17 protein-coding genes and 2 pseudogenes are annotated in these 20,892 nt (G+C 52.9%); 11 read left to right on the top strand and 8 right to left on the bottom strand.

Annotated features, from left to right (window positions below):
* Positions 1-4 precede the first annotated feature (4 nt).
* Positions 5-727, bottom strand: a complete 723-nt coding sequence (locus KW808_RS14235; protein WP_003862839.1) for a helix-turn-helix domain-containing protein — start codon at positions 725-727, stop codon at positions 5-7.
* A 154-nt stretch (positions 728-881) separates the two neighbouring features.
* Here KW808_RS14235 and cmr point away from each other — a divergent pair, with 154 nt between their 5' ends.
* Complete coding sequence (gene cmr / locus KW808_RS14240; protein WP_003862838.1) at positions 882-2,261, top strand: multidrug efflux MFS transporter Cmr; 1,380 nt, start codon at positions 882-884, stop codon at positions 2,259-2,261.
* Between the two features lie 7 nt (positions 2,262-2,268).
* Here the strand turns inward: cmr and KW808_RS14245 are convergent, their stop codons facing one another.
* The 3 genes from KW808_RS14245 to KW808_RS14255 form a co-directional block, all read right to left on the bottom strand.
* Positions 2,269-2,670 carry a DUF4265 domain-containing protein gene (locus tag KW808_RS14245; RefSeq protein ID WP_003862836.1) on the bottom strand — a complete coding sequence of 134 codons (402 nt, stop codon included), beginning with the start codon at positions 2,668-2,670 and terminating at the stop codon, positions 2,269-2,271.
* Between the two features lie 6 nt (positions 2,671-2,676).
* Entirely contained in the window at positions 2,677-5,235 is a 2,559-nt protein-coding gene (gene clpB, locus KW808_RS14250) for an ATP-dependent chaperone ClpB (protein ID WP_003862833.1), read from the bottom strand.
* Between the two features lie 293 nt (positions 5,236-5,528).
* Positions 5,529-6,878 (bottom strand): sodium/glutamate symporter, encoded by a 1,350-nt coding sequence (locus KW808_RS14255; protein WP_003862831.1) that lies wholly within the window; start codon positions 6,876-6,878, stop codon positions 5,529-5,531.
* 689 nt (positions 6,879-7,567) lie between these two features.
* Here KW808_RS14255 and KW808_RS14260 point away from each other — a divergent pair.
* From KW808_RS14260 to KW808_RS14275, 4 genes are read left to right on the top strand one after another with little or no spacing between them, the layout of a single operon-like run.
* Positions 7,568-7,939 (top strand): ArsR/SmtB family transcription factor, encoded by a 372-nt coding sequence (locus KW808_RS14260; RefSeq protein WP_020948644.1) that lies wholly within the window; start codon positions 7,568-7,570, stop codon positions 7,937-7,939.
* Entirely contained in the window at positions 7,936-8,901 is a 966-nt protein-coding gene (locus KW808_RS14265; protein WP_003862828.1) for a cation diffusion facilitator family transporter, read from the top strand. The genes KW808_RS14260 and KW808_RS14265 overlap by 4 nt, the downstream gene beginning before the upstream one ends.
* Before the next feature lie 22 nt (positions 8,902-8,923).
* On the top strand, positions 8,924-10,096 hold the full coding sequence (locus KW808_RS14270; RefSeq protein WP_003862826.1) for an NAD(P)-binding domain-containing protein: 1,173 nt from the start codon (positions 8,924-8,926) through the stop codon (positions 10,094-10,096).
* Between the two features lie 10 nt (positions 10,097-10,106).
* Positions 10,107-11,150, top strand: coding sequence for an LLM class flavin-dependent oxidoreductase (locus tag KW808_RS14275; protein WP_499652255.1), 1,044 nt, complete (start codon positions 10,107-10,109; stop codon positions 11,148-11,150).
* Here KW808_RS14275 and KW808_RS14280 read toward each other — a convergent pair.
* Positions 11,147-12,295, bottom strand: a pseudogene (locus tag KW808_RS14280) (aminotransferase class I/II-fold pyridoxal phosphate-dependent enzyme). The gene KW808_RS14275 and the pseudogene KW808_RS14280 sit on opposite strands and share 4 nt — an antisense overlap.
* Before the next feature lie 21 nt (positions 12,296-12,316).
* Positions 12,317-12,886, bottom strand: coding sequence for a helix-turn-helix domain-containing protein (locus KW808_RS14285; protein WP_003862822.1), 570 nt, complete (start codon positions 12,884-12,886; stop codon positions 12,317-12,319).
* Positions 12,887-13,050: 164 nt separating this feature from the next.
* Between KW808_RS14285 and KW808_RS14290 the strand changes: the two are divergent.
* From KW808_RS14290 to KW808_RS14305, 4 genes and pseudogenes are all read left to right on the top strand, one after another.
* A pseudogene (locus KW808_RS14290) lies at positions 13,051-13,495 on the top strand (NAD(+)--rifampin ADP-ribosyltransferase).
* Positions 13,496-13,554: 59 nt separating this feature from the next.
* Positions 13,555-14,682 carry a type IV toxin-antitoxin system AbiEi family antitoxin gene (locus KW808_RS14295; protein WP_003862818.1) on the top strand — a complete coding sequence of 376 codons (1,128 nt, stop codon included), beginning with the start codon at positions 13,555-13,557 and terminating at the stop codon, positions 14,680-14,682.
* Positions 14,642-15,451, top strand: a complete 810-nt coding sequence (locus KW808_RS14300) for a nucleotidyl transferase AbiEii/AbiGii toxin family protein (protein ID WP_003862816.1) — start codon at positions 14,642-14,644, stop codon at positions 15,449-15,451. The genes KW808_RS14295 and KW808_RS14300 overlap by 41 nt, the downstream gene beginning before the upstream one ends.
* A gap of 256 nt (positions 15,452-15,707) precedes the next feature.
* Positions 15,708-16,865: a hypothetical protein gene (locus KW808_RS14305; protein WP_003862813.1), complete on the top strand. Its 1,158-nt coding sequence runs from the start codon at positions 15,708-15,710 to the stop codon at positions 16,863-16,865.
* Positions 16,866-16,931: 66 nt separating this feature from the next.
* Here the strand turns inward: KW808_RS14305 and KW808_RS14310 are convergent, their stop codons facing one another.
* On the bottom strand, positions 16,932-17,732 hold the full coding sequence (locus KW808_RS14310) for a carbon-nitrogen hydrolase family protein (protein ID WP_003862811.1): 801 nt from the start codon (positions 17,730-17,732) through the stop codon (positions 16,932-16,934).
* A gap of 92 nt (positions 17,733-17,824) precedes the next feature.
* On the opposite strand from KW808_RS14310, the gene KW808_RS14315 reads away from it, so the two are divergent.
* Together KW808_RS14315 and KW808_RS14320 are read left to right on the top strand one after the other, a co-directional pair.
* Positions 17,825-18,070 (top strand): hypothetical protein, encoded by a 246-nt coding sequence (locus KW808_RS14315; protein WP_011015384.1) that lies wholly within the window; start codon positions 17,825-17,827, stop codon positions 18,068-18,070.
* Positions 18,070-19,206, top strand: a complete 1,137-nt coding sequence (locus tag KW808_RS14320; RefSeq protein WP_003862805.1) for an alpha/beta hydrolase — start codon at positions 18,070-18,072, stop codon at positions 19,204-19,206. The genes KW808_RS14315 and KW808_RS14320 overlap by 1 nt, the downstream gene beginning before the upstream one ends.
* A 59-nt stretch (positions 19,207-19,265) precedes the next feature.
* On the opposite strand, the gene exaC is transcribed toward KW808_RS14320, so the two are convergent.
* Positions 19,266-20,786: an acetaldehyde dehydrogenase ExaC gene (exaC, locus tag KW808_RS14325; protein ID WP_003862803.1), complete on the bottom strand. Its 1,521-nt coding sequence runs from the start codon at positions 20,784-20,786 to the stop codon at positions 19,266-19,268.
* Positions 20,787-20,892: the final 106 nt, after the last annotated feature.

The raw sequence follows: 20,892 nt of genomic DNA on the forward strand, positions 1-20,892 counted from the left end.
TATTTTAACGCCAACCGCTCGTGAGGTAATCGGCTTCCTCAAACATGTGGAGGCTGTGTAGATCAATAACTAATTGCACGGGTGCCACAAAATTCAACCTGTCCTGGGTGTAACTTCCCACCAATTCCGTGGCCGTTGCGGGCAGGAGAATGAGATCGGCATCTTCTGCCACATCAACAATGGTGCCCAGCGCTGAGACATCAAGATCGTGGGCAGGTTCGTGCCACACAATCGAATTCCCCAGCACAATTTGCCCCATGATCACCGTGGCAGCCGCAGCGCCCGACAGCGCCCATTTGGTTTTGTGCTGTTGGAAAAGCTCCGGTAGCTCAGCGATGCCGCGTGGATTGAGTTTCACAAACTGCGCATCCTGGCGATGTGTGATGCCCTGAAGCGTTCCGGCTTCAGAGACAAGGGTGAGCGGATCGTTGATATTCCACCGCTCAAAACGGTGCAACCAAGCGAGAATGTCCTGGTTGTGGGGATTTTCGGGGACGGAGGCGTCGATAAGCGTGCGCGCTGCAGCGGCCGCAAAGGGATCGCAGGCGTGGTGCGCGGCGACCTTAATATCAAGCCCGAGCGCCAACGCGACCTCACGCAGCGTCGACAGGGTGGGCTCACTGGTGCCATCGCCGACCCGCTTCAGGGTCGAGCGTGAGACACCGGAACGCCTGGAGATGCGAGTGGGTTGCTCCGCGGCGAGAGCAATCAATTCATCGATCTTCACAACAAACCATGCTAATCATCACGGTTTTTCGCTCAGGCACCGGCCAACGCTTTTCGACGCGCCCCTCCACCTTTTCAGTAGCGTCACGGGCGCCAATCCTGTATTTTTAGCAGCAGTTTGAGGGTTTTTGCTCCCCATCTTTAGGAGACACCCCGTGTCCACGTTTCATAAAGTTCTGATCAACACCATGATCTCCAACGTCACCACTGGATTTCTGTTCTTTGCCGTGGTGTTTTGGATGTATCTTTCCACCGGCAACGTCGCACTGACCGGCATCGTCAGTGGAATTTACATGGGTTTGATCGCCGTTTGTTCCATCTTTTTCGGAACCGTTGTTGATCACAACCGCAAGAAATCCGTCATGCTGTTTTCCAGCGTCACCACACTCGTGTTTTATTGCCTCAGCGCACTGGTGTGGGTGTTTTGGCTGGAGGAAGACGGCCTGAGCATCGGAAATACCGCACTGTGGGTGTTCGTTTCTTTCATCCTCATCGGGTCAATCGTGGAACACATGCGCAACATCGCGCTGTCCACAGTGGTCACTTTGCTGGTTCCTGAAGCTGAACGTGACAAAGCAAACGGCCTGGTAGGAGCCGTGCAAGGTGTTGGATTTTTAGTCACCAGTGTCATTGCTGGTTCCGCGATCGGGTTCTTGGGCATGGAAATCACCCTGTGGATCTGCCTTGGGCTCTCACTTGTCGCGCTGCTGCATCTGCTGCCGATTCGCATCGACGAACCGGAAATCATCACCCAAGAAGACGCACAGCCTACTGTTTCTGACGATTCAGTTCCCACACCTACCTCCGATTTGGCAATCGTGTCCAAAGGCATTGACCTTAAAGGATCAATGAAAATCATCCTGAGTGTTCCGGGACTGCTCGCGCTTGTGTTGTTTGCGTCCTTCAACAACCTCATCGGCGGCGTGTACTCCGCACTCATGGACCCTTACGGCCTGGAACTTTTCAGCCCACAGCTGTGGGGGCTACTGCTTGGACTCACCAGCCTCGGCTTCATCGTTGGTGGTGCTGTGATCTCCAAAACTGGCTTGGGCAAAAACCCTGTGCGCACCTTGTTGCTGGTTAATGTTGGCGTGGCTTTTGTTGGCATGTTATTTGCCATCCGCGAATGGTGGTGGCTCTACATCCTGGGAATTTTCATCTTCATGGCTATCACCCCAGCTGCCGAAGCCGCAGAACAAACCATCCTTCAACGAGTCGTCCCATTCCGCCAACAAGGACGCGTATTTGGATTAGCCATGGCGGTAGAAATGGCAGCCAACCCGCTGTCCACAGTGATCGTGGCGATTTTGGCCGAAGCCTACCTCATCCCGTGGATGGCAGGCCCCGGCGCGGACACCATCTGGGGCGTCATTCTCGGCGATGGTAAAGCTCGCGGCATGGCACTGATGTTCCTCGCATCAGGTGCCATCATGTTGGTTGTCGTGCTGTTGGCATTCATGTCGAGGTCCTACCGGAAACTCAGCCAGTACTACGCCACCACCAGCCAAGACATTGCGGGAGCTGCTGAGAAATAAGTTCCTGTTAGAGCGCCCTGAAAATTACCCCTTGAGCGTGCAGATCATCGAGCAAGATCTCCAAACCATGCGACGGTGAATCGGGGGCAATATTGACAGTTAGCATTTCTGACATGGGGGCTTCCACGTATAGCCCCAGTGTTTCTAGTTGGGCTCGCACCTGATCAGCAGCGATGGCATCAACAAGCACCCGGAGGGTTTTGTTTCCGCCAGCAACTGCTACTTCTTGAAATTCCAGAACCTCATCAACATGGTGTGCCCGCACGACGTCGCCCAGGGCACAATCCTGGGCGACAGCCGGCAAGGAGGATACGAGGTAGTAGCCCTCGGCAAGCAGTTCCACGCCTACCTCTTCTGATTCCACTCCCGGAATATCGAGAGGAATGCGCAGCTTTTCCTGCTTGCCCACGAGCCGTTAGACCGCCCTGGAAACGTCGAGCTTCTGGCCGCCGTCGGCGACGTCGACAAGCACACCATCGCCATCACGGACGTTGCCTGCCAGCAGTTCCTTAGCCAAAGTATCACCGATGGCCTGCTGGATCAGCCTGCGCAACGGACGAGCACCATAAGCAGGGTCGTAGCCACGCTCCGCCAGCCAAGCCTTCGCGCTGTCGCTGACTCGAAGGTTAAGCCTGCGGCCAGCCAAACGGTCAGTCAGCTGCTTGATCTGGATATCAACGATGCTGGTCAGCTGCTCAGGGGACAAACGATCGAAGATCACAACATCATCGAGACGGTTCACGAACTCAGGCTTGAATGCCATCTTCACAGCATCCATCATTTGTTCGCGAGTACCGCCTGCGCCCAGGTTAGAGGTGAGGATCAAGATGGTGTTGCGGAAATCCACGGTCCGGCCTTGGCCGTCGGTGAGGCGACCCTCGTCGAGAACCTGCAGGAGGATATCGAAGACATCAGGGTGAGCCTTCTCCACCTCGTCGAAAAGCACGACGGTGTACGGACGACGGCGCACTGCCTCAGTGAGCTGACCGCCCTGGTCATAGCCGACGTATCCCGGAGGGGCACCGACCAGACGAGCAACCGAGTGCTTCTCACCGTATTCGGACATATCGATGCGGATCATGGCGCGATCATCATCGAAGAGGAACTCCGCGACAGCCTTGGCCAGCTCAGTCTTACCGACGCCGGTAGGTCCAAGGAACAGGAAGGAACCAGTTGGACGGTTTGGATCGGCAACACCCGCGCGTGAACGACGCACCGCGTCAGACACTGCAGTTACTGCTTCCAGCTGACCGACCACACGGTTGCCCAAGACGCTCTCCATGTTGAGCAGCTTCTCGGTCTCACCCTGCATCATCTTGCCTGCAGGAATGCCCGTCCATGCGGAAACCACATCGGCGATCGTGTCTGGCGTGACCTCCTCAGTGAGCATGGCATTTTCATTGACCTCGACCTTGGATTCTGCATCCTCGATCTGCTTTTCCAGCTCAGGGATTCGGCCGTAGCGCAGCTCTGCGACACGACCATAATTGCCGTCACGTTCTGCAATATCCGACTCAGAACGCAGCGCTTCCAGCTCTTCTTTCATCTCACGGACATCGTCAATAGCAGTTTTCTCATTCTGCCAACGAGCCTTCAACTCAGAGAGCTTTTCGCGTTCATCAGCAAGTTCCGAGCGCAGCTTTTCTAGACGTTCCTTGGAAGCTGCATCGGATTCCTTGGACAGCGCCATCTCTTCGATCTCGAGGCGGCGGACGATACGCTCCAGCTCATCGATTTCCTGAGGTGAAGAATCAATCTCCATGCGCAGGCGTGATGCTGCCTCATCAACTAAGTCAATAGCCTTATCAGGAAGGAAACGGCTGGTGATATAGCGGTTTGAGAGTTCAGCTGCGGCGACCAGTGCGGAGTCCTGGATGCGGACACCGTGATGGACCTCGTAGCGTTCCTTCAATCCACGAAGAATACCGATGGCATCTTCTACCGTTGGCTCACCGACATAAACCTGCTGGAACCTACGCTCCAGGGCAGCGTCCTTTTCGATGTACTTGCGGTACTCATTCAGCGTGGTGGCACCAACCAAGCGCAGCTCACCGCGGGCAAGCAGTGGCTTAATCATGTTTCCGGCATCCATGGCGGATTCACCCGAAGCACCAGCGCCGACGATGGTGTGCAGCTCATCGATGAAGGTAACGACTTCGCCGTTAGCTCCCTTGATCTCATCCAGAACAGCCTTCAGGCGCTCCTCGAATTCACCGCGATACTTAGCACCGGCAACCATGGAACCAAGATCAAGACTGATCAGAGTTTTGCCCTTGAGGGATTCTGGAACGTCACCAGCAACGATGCGGCGTGCAAGGCCTTCCACGATGGCGGTTTTACCGACACCTGGCTCACCGATCAGAACAGGATTGTTCTTGGTACGACGGCTAAGCACCTGAACGACGCGACGAATTTCATGGTCACGGCCAATAACAGGATCAATCTTGCCTTCACGAGCAAGCTTGGTCAGGTCAGTGGAGTACTTTTCCAAAGCCTGGAACTGTCCCTCTGGATCCTGAGTGGTGACACGCTGAGATCCACGAACCGAAGGGAAGGCCTCCTTGATGGCGTCATAGGTTGCACCCTTGTTGGTCAACAGATCCGCAGCATCAGACTTTCCGCGAGCGATACCGGCAAGCAGTACTTCGGTTGACACGTACTCATCGCCCAACTCACCGGCAAGCTCCTGAGCTGCAGTGAACGCATTGAGGGCATCCCGGTTGAAGTTTGGATTAGCCATATTGGCGCCAGAAGCCTTGGGGTAAGAAGCAACCAACTTCTTGGCCTCTGCGAGGATCTCCTTAGGATCCACACCAGTAGCCGTGAGGACTGGCGCTGCTACGCCATCAGTTTGCTCCAAGATGGCAGCCAACAGGTGAGCTGGACGAATATCAGGGTTGCCAGCCGAGGATGCCTGCTGAAGAGCAGCCTGCATGGCTTCATTGGTTTTGGTAGTTGGATTGAATGAACTCATCTTTCAACGCCCTTTCTTTGTTGGGCGCCAACCTACACAATCAGTGTTGATCTCAATTTCCTGCAGGTCAAGCGCCATTATTTAACTCTCTAATATCTATAACGCACAAAGAGTTGAGTATGTTCCACTCAAGTTCAAAAAATTTGAAAATAAATTGAGTGGACCGCAGTCAAGTTTAAGCACTGACTACCACTTAAGCATCAGGGAAAACCCGTAACTTTAATGTTACGTGGAGGGAGGCGTCGAAAAGCGTACGAAAAAAGCGCCGGACCTAGACCCGGCGCTTCCAACCTTTATTGCGGCTTACCCTCGCCGCGGACATGTCCGCGCTCCGGCAACCACTTCAGACCCCACGCGAGGCCAAAAATCACGATCGCAACAATCAACGACGCCCAACCCAACCCCATAGTAAAGCCTGCGAGCACCGCGATCGGCGCGATGATGGTCATGCCGATTTCAAACGGAGCGAAACCGATATAAGCCACGCCGTACTCATTAAGCGTTCCCGACTTCAACTTCGGATCCACGATCTTCAACAACGCGATACCGGTAGCAACCGCGGCAGTAGCCCAACCCCAACCGAAGATCGCACGCTCCAGCCACTTCTCGCCAAAGAAACGAGGCGCAACCCAGAAAAAGAAGAAACAACAGTAGATGGTGCCCAAAACAAACAGCACCACAAGAGGAACCCAGTAATCAGCAATCGCAGCAGGAGCAATCGAGGCAATACCAAACGCAATGAGGTAATCCGTCGCCGCGCCCGACACGGAATTCACGGTGTCGCGATCCAAATACTCAGGCTTCTTCAACAAACGCATAATTCCCATGCCCACAATGCCGACCACAAATGACATCGCAAACAACGGAATCTGCACGGTTGGGAACATACCGATCAGCCACTGATTAATGGAATACGCAGCCGCAACAGTCAACAAAATAATGCCAGTATGCAGCGCCAAAGGCTCAATCGCAGACGGATTCGTACTCGCCTTACCAATCGACGGACGATCACTCAGCTTATCGATATAACCCGAACGCAAATCCCACGGCAACTGCGCAGGCATTGCCGCAGTCTTACCCTTCTTAATACCCCACGTTGTGAAAATAATTCCACCAACAATCGCAGCAAAAGTACCCACCGTCGCAGAGGTAAAGCCCAAAGACATCGCAGCCTCCGCACCCGAAGACTCCAATGCAGTACCCACCGCAGCAGCAGTACCAAAACCACCAACAAAACCAACCGGCAACATCATGCCGAACCACTCATCAGTACCCCACACCGGCTGGAACAAAAACAGACCCAGCAAAATGAACAGACCCCACTGCCCCACAAACATCGCAGTCGAATACGCCCACATCGTCTTCATGCCAGTACGCACGCCACGGTCAAACTTCATCGAATACGGCATCGAAGCAAACACAATCGCAATGAGCACCGTGGTGTAAGTGGAAAGATGATCCGACCAACCAATCAGACCCAACACCTTAGGCCCCAAAATCATGCCGATGATGCCAGCAGTAATAGAGGAAGGAATGAGCAAAGTCTGGAAAAACGGAATCTTCCGGCGCATGATATTGCCGATGATCATCAACCCCGAGATCCACCCCACATCGAGAATCAGACTAAATGGTGTGTACTCCATACCTAAAGCACTTCCTTCCACTTCTTCATAGAAATCTTTTTTGAGATTCAGTTACATTCGGCCGGGTTCAGCCTTACTGGTTTTTGTTTTGCGTTCTAGTGCGCGGGTTTTGGGGCGCAATTGTTGAACAAAACACAACAACCCTAATCGAGTGGCGCGGATCTTCCACATTTCCTATACGGATCGACAAAATCTGCAGGGAATAGGCTCGGGTTGGTGGCATTGCCGGGTGCTGTTGGGGCTTTATTGGTGCATTCTCGGAACTTTCTCAGGGTATGAAAGGTGCGCATGCCTCAGTGGTGATTTAAGAGGCCGAGTTTTTGGAATGAACATAGATGTGGTCGCGACACTTTCAGGCCCTTAGAAGCGATTCTGTGAGGTTAACTTTTCTGGGATCTTGGCCGTGAAATCACTCTCTTCGAGCCAGACCAGACAGGCGTGACAAAAGCGGCGGAAAAGTCGAATCTTTGTCACGTGTGTCCGGCTTCCCACGAGTTAAACCAGACAGGCGTGACAAAGCCAAGTGAATTTCCAGATTCCTGTCACCCCAGTCCGGTTTTCCAAAACTCCACCCCTCGATGCCCTAATTAACGCCTCAATTACTGCCAGACCTTGCCGACCGCAGACCAAACTTCACCATTTCAAGCCATCCCTAGCCACAACAACGGCAGTTGTGCGATAATCTGCGCATGAATGCAGATAAGAAAATGTGCGGAATGAACCCGGATAGCCAATACGTCGAACTTGCCGTCGAAGTTTTCGGACTCCTCGCGGACGCCACTCGAGTTCGCATCATCTTGGCACTTCGAAACAGTGGTGAACTTTCCGTAAACCACCTCGCGGACATCGTCGATAAATCCCCCGCAGCAGTTTCCCAACACCTCGCCCGGCTGCGCATGGCCCGAATCGTGTCCACCCGCCAAGAAGGTCAACGAGTTTTCTACAAACTCACCAATGAACACGCATCACAGCTAGTCTCCGACGCTATTTTTCAGGCGGAACACACCATTGCGGACGGCCAGACTCCCCCACACCACCACCGAGAACGAGAACAATCATGACCACCCACAGTCACCAAGAACATAGCCACTCCACGCACAACCACGAGGGTCACGACCACCATCACCCCACCGGATTCAAAGGATTTTTGTACGGGATTTTCGTTCCACACTCCCATGACACCGCCGACTCGATTGATGATGCTATGGAGGCGAACTCGGAGGGCATTCGAGCGCTGAAGTTTAGCCTTGTATTGATGCTGCTCACGACGGTTTTGCAGGCTATCATTGTGTCTTTTTCTGGATCTGTTGCACTGTTGGCGGATACGGTTCACAACCTTTCCGACGCATTGACTGCGATTCCTCTTTGGATTGCTTTCATACTTTCCCGGCGCGCAGCGACTCAAAAATATACGTATGGATTCAATCGCGCGGAGGATTTAGCGGGGTTGTTTATTGTCGCGATGATTGCTCTTTCGGCGATTGTTGCTGCATGGCAGGCGATCGACCGGATGATTGATCCTCGCCCAATGGAGAATATTGAATGGGTGATTGCGGCAGGTGTTATTGGTTTCTTAGGAAATGAGGCTGTGGCAATGTATCGCATTCGTGTTGGTAAGAGGATTGGTTCGGCTGCTTTGGTTGCAGTTGTCGCAGGTGGTGTTGGAGTTTTTCTGGGATTCCCCCTGGCTGACCCAATTATCGGATTGATCATTTCCGCGATGATTGCCACCCTTCTTGTTGGTACGATCCGTTCGGTTGGCAGACGCCTCATGGATGGCATCGAGCCGGAGTTGGTAGATAAGGCAACGCACGCGATCTGGCACGTGAAGGAAATTGAGTCGATTGATCGACTGAGGTTGAGGTGGGTTGGACACCGTCTTCACGGCGATGCCACGGTCAGCACTTCTACATCATCGCTATCGGAAGCCACCGCAATCGCCCTTGAGGCTGAGCTTTCCGTCAAACAACATCTTCCCAATGTGGATGAAATGACTGTAACCATCACCCCTTCCAAACCTTGAATCCCGTGATACAATTGTTGATATGTCAACAAATTATGAAGCAATCATCATTGGAGCAGGTCAGGCTGGACTCGCGGCGGCGCATGAACTTTCCCGCCGCGGTTTCACTCCCGGAAAAGATTTTCTCGTCCTCGATTCCAACGACGGACCCGGTGGCGCCTGGCGGCATAGGTGGGATTCACTCACATTAGGTAAAGCCCACGGAATCGCCGATCTCCCAGGGCTTCCCATGAATCGCCCCGATCCGAAAACTCCGGCTTCCACATTGGTTGCTGATTATTACGGCGCTTACGAGAACGAGTTCTCCTTCGCAGTTGTGCGCCCAGTCAAAGTCTCACGAGTTGAGCCCACTTCCGAGGATCCTTCGAGCCCATTGCGCGTGAGCAGCGACGATGGTCGAGAGTGGATTACCCGCATGGTTCTTAATGCAACAGGTACGTGGACAAACCCTTATGTTCCGTACATTCCTGGCATCGATAAATTCCAGGGCAAGCAGCTCCACACCGTTAATTACCGCAAGGCCGAGGATTTCAAAGGTAAGAAAGTCCTGGTCGTCGGCGGTGGTTTGAGTGCTGTGCAATTTCTGCTGGAGTTGGAAGGCTTGGCGGAAACCACCTGGGCGACGCGTCGTCCGCCGAACTTCACGCAGCGCGAGTTCGACGCCGGCTGGGGCATTGCGGTTGAGCGCGCCGTCCGCGAACGCACGTTCAACGGTAAAGCTCCTGCTAGCGTCGTGCGCACCACGGGAATTCCGCAGATTCCTGATTATCTCGCTGGCGTGGATCGTGGACTCATTGTCAGCCGCGGCATGTTCGAGGAAATCACGCCCACCGGTGTGGTTTTCGGTGAGCCTCCCGCCGAGAGATCTGAAGGTTTAGGCCCTTCAGCAGGCACGACGCTGGCGGTTCCGGAAAGCTGGAAGCCATATCCTGCAGGCACGCACCTGGATGTGGACGTCATTTTCTGGAATACCGGCTTCCGCGCCGCACTGCGTCATCTCGCGCCAATGAAACTCCGCGGGCAAGGTCGCGGTATCGAGCTGATCGACGAGGTCAGCCCCGCCTCCGACGCGCGTGTCCTCCTCGTCGGCTACGGCTCCACCGCATCCACGGTCGGCGCCACCCGCGCGGGCAGGGTCGCCGGCCGGGTTGCTGCTAAAAGATTGCTTGTCGACGTCTCCCCTCACGTAAATTAAGGTAAAGAAAATGAAAGCATTCGGTTTTTTAAGCTTCGGGCACTATCAAATCGGCCACGAACGTTCCATGCTGAAACAAGCACTGGAATTAGCAAAAGAAGCAGATGCCATTGGAGTAAATGGCGCATACTTCCGCGTTCACCACTTCGCTCCCCAAGGTGCATCCCCGATGCCACTTCTTGGAGCCATCATCGGTGCCACCAAACACATTGAAGTGGGCACTGGAGTAGTGGATATGCGTTATGAAAATCCCTTGTATATGGCCGAGGAAGCAGCCGCCCTCAATCTGCTTGCCGACGGCCGACTAGCCCTCGGAGTTTCCAGGGGATCACCCGAACCAGCCGAGAAGGGTTGGGAAGCTTTCGGCTACGACGGCGGTGATGATCCTAAAGCTGCAGGCATGGCACGGGAGAAATTCCTTCGCTTCTTCGATGCCATCGATGGTCGCCCCATGTCCATCGCTTCCGAGAATCAATACCCACGCCTCTACCATCCGGGCACTCCCCTGCCGATCTTCCCGCATGATCCTGACCTGCGTAAATCCATTTGGTGGGGCGCCGGTTCCCACAACACCGCCGAACAAGCAGCACGCGATGGCGTTAACTTGATGAGCTCCACCCTCGTCGCCGAAGCCACCGGCCAATCCTTCGGGGATCTGCAAGCCGATCAAATCGCGTTCTACCGCCAAGCTTGGAAAGAAGCCGGACACGATTGGACCCCACGTGTGTCTGTCTCCAGGTCCATCTTCCCGATCGTCACCGACCGCGACCGTGAGCTTTTCGGACTTCAGGGACAAGGCGGTGACCAAGTAGGAATCCTGGACGATACCCGATCCACGTTCGGTCGCAGCTACGCCGGAAGTCCCGATGAACTCATCGACCAGCTCAAGGAAGACAAAGCTGTGATGGAAGCCGACACCTTGATGCTCACCGTCCCCAATCAAATGGGTGTTGAGATCAACGCGTCGATCCTGAAGAACTTCGCCGAACATGTAGCTCCAGCACTTGAATGGCAACCAAACACAGAAGGCCTGGTCACCGGTTACGAGTTCTAACCCAGAACTTTGTCGATTGAGGCGTTGAGGTCTTCCCATAGATCTTCAACGTCTTCAATTCCTACGGAAACGCGGCAAAGAGTCATCGGTACTCCTGCCACCACTTCAGCATCCCGCCTGGTGCGACGTTCAATGGCTGTTTCCACACCTCCCCAACTGGTCGCGTGGGTTAAAAGTGACAGGCTTTCGAGAATCTCATCAGTTCATTCAGGTGTTGCATCAAGCTCAAATGACAACATGTTTCCACATCCAGAGGGTAGGACTCGCACGGCTTTTTCATGTTGGGGATCATCAGGAAGTCCTGGATAATTGACGCGGGTAACCGAAGGATGCGCGTTAAGTCGCCGCGAAAGTTCTGCTGCGTTGGATTCTGCTCGATCAAGACGCACCGCCAAGGAATGCAATCCACGGAGAGCAAGAAACGCTTCAAGACCTCCCGGCACTGAACCATGATCATGACGGTGAGTGGCAAGAAACTGCGCATGGTGCTCAGACTTGCACACTGCGACTCCAAGAAGAAGATCAGAGTGTCCACCGATAAGTTTGGTTGCCGAGTAAAGCACAATATCAGCACCAAGTTCCAATGGACGTTGACGAAGTGGCGTTGCGAAAGTCGCGTCAACGACAGTCAAAACTCCAAGCCCACGCACACCGTCGACTATTGCAGGGATATCAGCTACCACCATCGTCGGATTAGCGATCGATTCCACCCACACCACATCTGCACCTTGAGCAGCAGCAATCACTTCTTCGGTATTGTCTGCATCAACAGTTCGAACCTTCAGCCTTCCGCGGGCTTCCATCCTGGCGAAAATATTGGTCACGCCATAATAGGCAGCTTTAGGTAAAACAACTGTGCCACCAGTAGGAACCAAATCAGCAATCGACGTTGCCACTGCCAAACCTGAAGAATAAGATACCGCGAACCCACCATCTAGAGTTCCCATGGCAGCCTCAAATGCACCCCATCCATCATTGCCATCGCGCCCATAAGCTTTTTCTGAATCATGAACATAAGTGCTGGACAACGTGATAGGTGGGTTCATCGGCGCACCAGGAGTTCTGGCTGGCCGTCCCGCTTGCACAGTTACTGTGGGTGGACGCCACGCAGGGTTAATAGGTACAGATGGTGGGTAAAAATTCATCAGGCTTCCTTACTTGTTATATCAAGCACGAGGTACACGCTTGTCCAAGGCAACTAAATACCTAGTGGCTACGGTGGTGGGATTAGCAAAGTCGGTGTCTCGCGGAGGCCCAAACCGTAGACAATCCCCCGTTGAAAGTTCGTGGACCTCTTCACCTTCAGTAATACGAACGGCCCCTTCGAGTACCCAGACCACCTGATCCATGAAACGATAAGCATCAGCTGGGTAGCCAACTTCCGCCCCAGGAGGCAGCATTACTTCCACTAGTTCTAGTGGGGATTCTGACGGCTGTGACACTGCACGCCGTGTGTAACCGGTAGCTGGATCTGTCCATACAGACTGCTTTGACCGCCGAGCGCCCCGGTCATAGCCGCCTTCAGCCTGTGCAATGAGCTCCGAAAGCGTCATACCCAATGCACCGGAAAGGCGTCCAAGTAATGCAGCGCTTGGTTGCGCCTCTGCGTTTTCCACGCGGGAAATCATTGCTCGTGACACACCGGAGGATTCAGCTAACGCCGAGATAGAGAGCCTGCGTTGGGTTCGCGCGTCGAAAAGCGCTTTGACGAGAGCAGGACTGAGATCGTCTTCCATGCAGACAATAATGTCGCTTTAAGAACAATTTTATCTACTATGAGAACATTTTTAGAGAAAGTAGCCCGCTCTGTGGGAGTAGCATTGGATTGCACAAAACGGATCGGGTCACGGGGCTCGGAAGACTACGATGATTCACCCACCTACCGAAAGCGCTTACTGCGATGAATAATCAGCTAGATCAGGGCCCCTTTTTCCACGGAACAATAGCGCGGCTTCAACCTGGTGACCTCCTTAAACCTGGTCATAAGTCTAATTACCGTCCTGACATAATCATGAACCATGTTTATTTCACCGCTCTGATTAATGGCGCTGGGCTTGCTGCCGAAATCGCTGCTGAATTAGACGCTGGCCTATCGGACGATGTTTCAGTTCCCCGGAAAACTCCGCGAGTTTATGAAGTGAAACCACTGGGGAGTTTTGACAACGATCCCAACGTGACCGACAAGAAGTTTCCAGGCAATCCAACGAGGTCTTATCGCAGTGACGAACTGCTGCAGATTATTCGAGAGATCACCGATTGGACGCGGTTAACTCCTGAGGCACTAGCGAAGTGGAGGGAAAGGTTACGCAATTACCTCCGATAAGAGCGTAGAAATCATTAACTAGCTGCATCGTTCAATATTAGTGAACGTTCAATATTGATGAACACACGCTACACTTAGATTATGCCAATGGTAACTTTTGAGGACTGGAATGAATCGTTCTTTCAGACGGGACTTCCCTTTGAACTCCTTGGACAGGTTCAAGGCAAGACTTTAGAAGACGAACCCTTCGCCGATATGGGCGAAGCCAAGTTAAGGATTAAAAATTTTGAATCGGTGAATGCGTCAAAAATAGTGCATGCGCTATATTTCCCCAACTTGAAATATCTCCGATTTACACTGCCACAGTCTGTGGACAAGTTCTTTATCTTATCCCCAAGTATTCCCCCTCGAGTTGCTGAACTTTTGCGCGAACAAGGGTTTATGTTCGCCGACCAACGAGGCAATGGTTTCGCATCATGGCCTGGGGTCCATATCGATGTCCGCGGTAAAACAAGCACCGATTCATCGAAGAAAATCAAAAGACGAACACCAGATCGTCGAACTGCATCACTTTTCACTCCTCGCAGAGCTCAAGTATCCGGAGCATTGCTTGCACAACCAGCCATATTAAGGTCACCAATCCGCGAGATTGCAGACTCAGCGTCTGTCTCTGTTGGCACCGCGATCCAAACTCTTGAATTACTCACCGAAGCTGGCTACTTGCGCAAAATAGAAAGCGGATACCGACTCATGAAAGGCGATGCACTGCTTGATTCATGGGCGCATGCCTATCCGACTGGGCTCGGTGTAAGCCAACAAACTTTCAGAGGCAATGGAGACCTTAATCGCTTTAAAAACATTGAACCTCTTGGGTGGATCAGTGGCGAACAAGCTGTCCCAAAACTTATCAGTGGCGGAAATACTGCACATATTTATGTCAACGATGACAGCGACGACAAGGCCACTAACAAAATCATTCAACAAGGACGACTTCGGAGAGATGATACCGAGGGCCAGGTATTAGTTCGACGAGCATTTTGGCGCCAATCAAAAAAGCATAATGAAAGCTACCATAAAAGAAATCTATCGCTAGCTTTTCCAACCCCATTTAACATGTGGCCGATCGCTCCATTACCAGTAATCTATGCAGATTTACTGTCCGTTGGGGATCCGCGCCTATCGGAAGTTGCCTACATTATAAAAACTCAGATTCAGGAATACACAGACCATGATGAATTCACCGAACGCGGACATTATTTTAGTAGTTAACAAGCTGTCCAAGTTTATTGATATCGAAAATATTATGCTCGTTGGAGCACGATGTAGAGACATTCACCAGCAAAAATATCGCGATCAAACAGCGGGTAGAAGAACTAAGGATGTTGACTTCGCTTTAGCTTTAGAAAGCTGGGACGACTTCAATCTATTAAAGCAACAATTCTCACCGACTGGTAACGCATGGCAAGGAATCACCATTGGAAACATTCCAGTAGATCTCGTGCCATTCGGAAATATTGAAAACCCACCCGGTGAAGTCTTGTCCAGAAAAGGTCATCTACTTAATGTCTCTGGGTTCAAGGAAGTATTCGAGCAAGCTGAGCTATATCCCCTAAATGATGCGATAGACATTAAGTTGCCTACAGTTCCCGGACTTACTGCGCTAAAGCTACATGCATGGCTCGACCGTAAAGAAAATAACATCAAAGATGCAAGCGATCTAGCATTAATCTTGTCGTGGTACGAAGAGGATGTAGAAACTTTATGGAATCGCTATTTTGCCCTGGAAAATCAAGGATACATAGGTGAACCAGAGGCAATGGCAGCTGAATTACTAGGACTTGACACTGGAAGAATACTCGGCCACAAGGAAACTCAAGCCCTCCTTGATCGATTTAATGAACAGTCTCCTCCTGAGCTAAACCAATTTGCTGAATCACTTGAAGCCCCTCCTGAACACAGTCACCCATTAGAACGGCGTCGTATCCAGGTCGAGGCACTGTTAGGTGGACTTAGAGATTCCCTCGGTTACGATGAATAGTTTCCAATCCCGCATTGTTCAATATTACTGAACGTTCAACATTAATGAACACGGCTGTTTAATTTTCTTTTATCCATCAGTCATTTTAAGCTTCCGTCCCTCGGCAAGGTGACGAAAATTTTGTTATTCTCGACGGTTTGAGGGCTTCTCGCGGGAAGGATTGGGTGAGGAGGGAGGCGTCGAAAAGCAAGAAACGCCTGACACGCGTAGCCGTGGCTGCGCACCTTTTACCTTGATTAGGTGCACAATAGGGAGTGTGACACCTCGCCCTGTTTCTTCTGTTGCGCGACTCGTTGAGGATAACGCGCAAGATTTTCTTCGCGCCGTTCAGGCGAAACTTTTAACGCTCGCGCCACAGGCTCGTGGGCATTTTCCCACTGCGGATGATGCGACTCATATCAGCATCGCCGAAATGGTGAGTGCGCTGTTGGAAGGCACTGGTGAGGAAGGGAAAGTAGACGACAAAACACTGGAGTTTTTTAAAGAAGCGGCGTTAGATGCGCGTCGATTTGGCCTGACCCCAGAAATGCACAGCGCTTTGGGTGAGGCCGTGCGCAGCGAACTATTGTCATTATGCGAGGATCTTCCCTTTGAAAATGTGCTGTTTGCCGAGCGTGCGATTGCTGCAACCACGGCTGTTTCCGTCGAGGCGGTTCGTGAAGCTGATGAGGCACACATTCCTGCCTCATATCAGGCAGAAATTGTAGAAGTTGAAAAGCGCAGCCGTAGGTTCACCGTCGTGCGCATGCAAGCTGAAACGCAACTGCCCTACCTACCGGGACAATATCTTGCAGCAACTGCGGATTTTCTGCCCAACACATGGCGCTACCTGTGCCCTTCGATCCCCACTAACGAATGGGGGCAGGTGGAGTTTCACATCCAATCAGACGCAGATGATATCGCTGGACTTTTAGCCACCACACGCCCTGGCGATAAATGGCGACTTGGCCCCGGTCGTGGAGATTTCGGACAAAGCAAAATTAGTTCCGGCAATGATTTGTTATTTATTGCACATGGAACGGGCCTAGCTCCTCTTCGCTCTTACATGTTTGAGCTGATGAACCAAGCGGCACCTCCACGTTTGCACTTTTTCGTCGGTGCCGACTACCCCGGTGAGCTGTATGAACTCACCGGCATGTGGAATTTTGCTGCAGCCAGCCCATGGCTTTCTGTCGTACCGGTGTCAACGCATGACAAGGATGCGTGGTGGGTTCAAGCCACCGAAGCATCGCAGCCACCGAGGGGTTTGCATTTGCATCAAACGGGTTCGATGGCGAAGATCGTCACCGAAGCAGGTGCTTGGGCCGACCGCGACGTGTTAATTGCTGGCCCTGAATCGTGGGCTCGGGATGTTCGGCGCGCGATGATTAGGCGTGGAACTCCGGCCCAGCAGATTGAGATTTTAGGGTTCTAGGTTGCCTCACCGGGCTGACCAATCAGAAGCGCCGACGTGCCCAACGAGTGATTCCTTAGAGAGTGGTTAAAGAACAGGCAATGCCTCCCGAATTTTGGCCAAACCGCTGACATCAATATCCGCGATCAACATTTCTGGCTCATAACCCGCGCTAGCAATTACTTCACCGTGTGGGTTTGTCACCATGGAATGACCAATCCCCGTAGGGCCTTTTCGTTCATCGCGTAATTCTTCTGGAAGTCGCGCTTGCCCACACGCTACGAGCCAGCAGGTGGAATCCAGTGCACGCGCGCGAGGGAGGACTTCCCATTGTTCTAATTTTCCAGGACCGTCTTGCCACGACGTGGGAACCACAATTATCTGTGCACCTTTGCGGGCAAGGTCTTTGAATTGTTCGGGGAATCGAATGTCATAGCACGTAGCCACACCAAAACTAATCCCGTCGATCTCGAATACCACCAGTTCATCGCCCGGTTTCACGGTATCCGATTCTCTATAACCAAACGCGTCATAGGTGTGAATTTTGCGGTACCCCTGATGCAATCCAGCACCACTAATAAGCACAGTGTTGTGTACTCGCGAAATGGTTTTGTCATCGCGCTGCACGGTATCAGCTGGGGTAAACATGCCCGCAACGATGACAACGTCCAGCTCATCGGCTAATTTTCGTACCGCGGTGGAGAATTCACCATCTAATTCCTCTGCCTGAGTATCAAGGCGCCCAGTGCCGAAACTTTGCGAAGTCGCCTCCGGAAACACCAGCACTCTAGCCCCTTGTTCCGCGGCTTTTACAGCGGCATCGCGCAGGAGGGCGAAATTGTCCATCTTATCGGAATTCGTTGAGATCTGAAGCAAGGCAATACGCATAATCCACAGCCTAGGCGCTTTGAGGCAAGTTATACACAGGTTCGCGTGATCACTTCTTGCCCAGCATCGCAAAAACCACTTGAATCAGCAGCATGTACCTACAAACCGACCTCCCCAATCACCTCATCCACCGCGACATCACCTATCCCAGCCCCACACTTAACTGCACGCCCAGCCACACGGCCACCGCACTGAGCAGCGCGAATCAACACTGGCGTCTATTGCTTTTCGACGCCAACCTCCATCTCAACAATCATCTTTCCGATATGCGCACTGTCAGCGAGCAGATGCTCAACATAGACGTCGATCTTGGCCACACACTGAATAAGTTGCACTGATGCTCGCCCTCAAAAGTTCAGAATTAGAAGGCATAGCCACATCACTCACCGCCGTCGCAGGTGCGCTCCACGAATCAAACACTGACCGGTTGCAGTCCTGGCAGCAGCTCGAAACGATGACCTCTGCCAGCTCCCTTATCCAGGGCTTTATCAAGCTTGTCGATTACAACCGACCCACAGTGAACATCGTGGAACAAATGCACAAAACCGCATCCACGCTTTTCAACACCGCTGATTTCCTACGCACTTTGGAAGGCTATGTTGATGTACTGGAAAAACAAGCCGATAAATCTATAACGCTCACCGTCATGCTTCGATATATTGCCAGCTTGAGTAGCCTTTTAGACCTCATGTGTGCACGCGAGATCAACGCGTTGTGCACAGCGATTGCTCCAGAACCATTGAAGCATCTGGGCGATTTTGGCACTCTTCCAGCCTCAGCAATCCACGAATTTCATCTGGTGAATGCCCCACCAGAAATCCGTGCCTTAGCCGAAGCCCATCCCGATATGCAGATCTTAGAAGCCGGCGACGGCTCGCTCGTGGCGTCGTTTGGAGACATTGATAAGGCTGCGGCCGTGACCACCATCGTGGCAGGTGTGGGTTCCTCCAACCCAGAAGGGTGGAATACATATGTTGACCGTGCCCGCACAGTATCTGCTTCCACCGGTTCCGCAACGGTGTTGTGGCTGGGATATCAAGCACCCGCTTCGATTCCTGCTGCGGTATCCGGCGCGGCAGCGAATCGCGCTGCCTCGGATCTCCAGAGGTTTCAAGCGGCACTACAGTCCCGCAATCCCCACCAAAGAAAAGTAGTGATGGGCTACAGCTACGGTTCCACAGTGGTGGGAAAAGCTGCGTCTTCCGGCGAGCTCAGTGCCGATGCGTTGGTATTGGTTGGCAGTCCCGGCGCGGGTGTCTCGCACTCTTCCCAGCTTGGTGCACCTGTGTATGCGGTAACAGGGTCTGCTGATCCCATCGGTTTTGCCGGCACCCAATATGACGGCATCCACGGCACTGATCCCACCGCTGCCCTATTCGGTGCAACAGTGTGGGATTCGCCCTCAACGCATTCCGGTTATTGGAATGACCAGGAGTTCCTGGGCAATGTGGCGGAGGTGGTTCGCGGCAAATAGAAAAGCCGCCGCACACTGGAGGATGTGTGAGGCAGCTTTTCTAGGACTTAACGCTTAGATCAGAACAGTCCGGTTGGGTTTGGATCGTAGGAGACCAACAGGTTCTTGGTCTGCTGGTAGTGGTTCAGCATCATGAGGTGGTTCTCACGGCCGATACCGGACTCCTTGTACCCACCGAAAGCGGAGTGAGCTGGGTAGTTGTGGTACTGGTTGACCCAAACTCGACCAGCCTGGATTGCGCGACCTGCACGATAAATGGTGTTTTGGTCACGGCTCCAGACACCAGCGCCGAGGCCGAAGTTGGTGTCGTTTGCAATACGGATGGCCTCATCGAAGTCGCTGAAGGTAGCAACAGAGAGGACCGGTCCGAAGATTTCCTCGCGGAAGATCCTCATGTCATTGGTGCCGCGGAAAACGGTGGGCTCAATGTAGTAACCGTTCTCCATGCCATCAACCTTGTTGACCTTGCCACCAGTGAGGGTTTCAGCGCCTTCTTCTGGGCCGATCTTCAGGTAGGAGGAGATCTTGTTCATCTGCTCCTGGGACGCCTGAGCACCCATCATGGTTTCAGTATCAAGTGGGTTACCCAGCTTGATGTTCTGAACTCGCTTCACGCCAAGCTCGAGGAATTCATCAGCGATGGACTCATGAACAAGTGCACGGGAAGGACAGGTACAAACTTCACCCTGGTTGAGGGCGAACATCGCGAAGCCTTCGACTGCCTTCTCTGCGAAGGCGTCATCCTGTGACAGAACATCGGAGAAGAAGATGGATGGGGACTTACCGCCGAGCTCCAGGGTGACAGGAATGATCTTGTCGGATGCAGCGCGGTTGATCAGCTTGCCGACCTCGGTGGAACCGGTGAAAGCAATCTTGCCAATCCGATTAGAGCCGGACAGTGCAGCTCCTGCTTCACCGCCGAGTCCGTTGACGATGTTGAGGACGCCCTCTGGGATGAGATCGCCGATGATGTTAATCAGGTACAAAATGGATGCTGGGGTCTGCTCAGCTGGCTTCATGACGATCGCGTTACCTGCAGCAAGTGCCGGTGCGAGCTTCCAGGTAGCCATGAGGATTGGGAAGTTCCAAGGAATGATCTGACCAACAACACCGATTGGCTCGTTGAAGTGGTAAGCAACAGTGTTGTGGTCGATCTGTGAGGAACGATCTTCCTGAGCACGGATCGCGCCAGCAAAGTAGCGGAAGTGGTCGATTGCCAGTGGGATATCTGCAGCAAGAGTCTCACGGACTGCCTTGCCGTTCTCCCAGGTTTCTGCAACTGCGATTTCTTCCAGGTGCTCTTCCATGCGGTCCGCAATGCGGTGCAGGATCAGAGCACGTTCAGCGACAGAAGTCTTGCCCCACGCATCAGCGGCTGCATGTGCAGCATCCAGTGCAAGCTCCACGTCCGCTGCGGTGCCACGTGCGACCTCACAGAAAACTTCACCAGTGACAGGTGAAATGTTCTCAAGGTACTGGCCCTCTACCGGTGGAACCCACTTGCCACCAATGTAGTTCTCGTAGCGCTTTTCATAGTTAACGATCGAGCCTTCGGTTCCTGGATTTGCGTAGACAGTCATTGGGTCTCCTTTGGGCCACCTCCACCTGAGCACTACCTGTGCGTCAGGTGACACTTGGTCAACGATTGTGATAACGCGCACATTCGCACGCTTAGCAGCCACCATA

This window comes from [Brevibacterium] flavum, assembly GCF_019317305.1.
In the GTDB taxonomy this organism is placed as follows: Bacteria; Actinomycetota; Actinomycetes; order Mycobacteriales; family Mycobacteriaceae; genus Corynebacterium; species Corynebacterium glutamicum.

Bases quoted from the DNA above. Each gene is read 5' to 3' on its own strand.
- clpB (WP_003862833.1), bottom strand. From the start codon at position 5,235: ATGAGTTCATTCAATCCAACTACCAAAACCAATGAAGCCATGCAGGCT.
- KW808_RS14255 (WP_003862831.1), bottom strand. From the start codon at position 6,878: ATGGAGTACACACCATTTAGTCTGATTCTCGATGTGGGGTGGATCTCG.
- KW808_RS14260 (WP_020948644.1), top strand. From the start codon at position 7,568: ATGAATGCAGATAAGAAAATGTGCGGAATGAACCCGGATAGCCAATAC.
- KW808_RS14265 (WP_003862828.1), top strand. From the start codon at position 7,936: ATGACCACCCACAGTCACCAAGAACATAGCCACTCCACGCACAACCAC.
- KW808_RS14270 (WP_003862826.1), top strand. From the start codon at position 8,924: ATGTCAACAAATTATGAAGCAATCATCATTGGAGCAGGTCAGGCTGGA.
- KW808_RS14275 (WP_499652255.1), top strand. From the start codon at position 10,107: ATGAAAGCATTCGGTTTTTTAAGCTTCGGGCACTATCAAATCGGCCAC.
- KW808_RS14285 (WP_003862822.1), bottom strand. From the start codon at position 12,886: ATGGAAGACGATCTCAGTCCTGCTCTCGTCAAAGCGCTTTTCGACGCG.
- KW808_RS14295 (WP_003862818.1), top strand. From the start codon at position 13,555: ATGCCAATGGTAACTTTTGAGGACTGGAATGAATCGTTCTTTCAGACG.
- KW808_RS14300 (WP_003862816.1), top strand. From the start codon at position 14,642: ATGATGAATTCACCGAACGCGGACATTATTTTAGTAGTTAACAAGCTG.
- KW808_RS14310 (WP_003862811.1), bottom strand. From the start codon at position 17,732: ATGCGTATTGCCTTGCTTCAGATCTCAACGAATTCCGATAAGATGGAC.
- KW808_RS14315 (WP_011015384.1), top strand. From the start codon at position 17,825: ATGTACCTACAAACCGACCTCCCCAATCACCTCATCCACCGCGACATC.
- KW808_RS14320 (WP_003862805.1), top strand. From the start codon at position 18,070: ATGCTCGCCCTCAAAAGTTCAGAATTAGAAGGCATAGCCACATCACTC.
- exaC (WP_003862803.1), bottom strand. From the start codon at position 20,786: ATGACTGTCTACGCAAATCCAGGAACCGAAGGCTCGATCGTTAACTAT.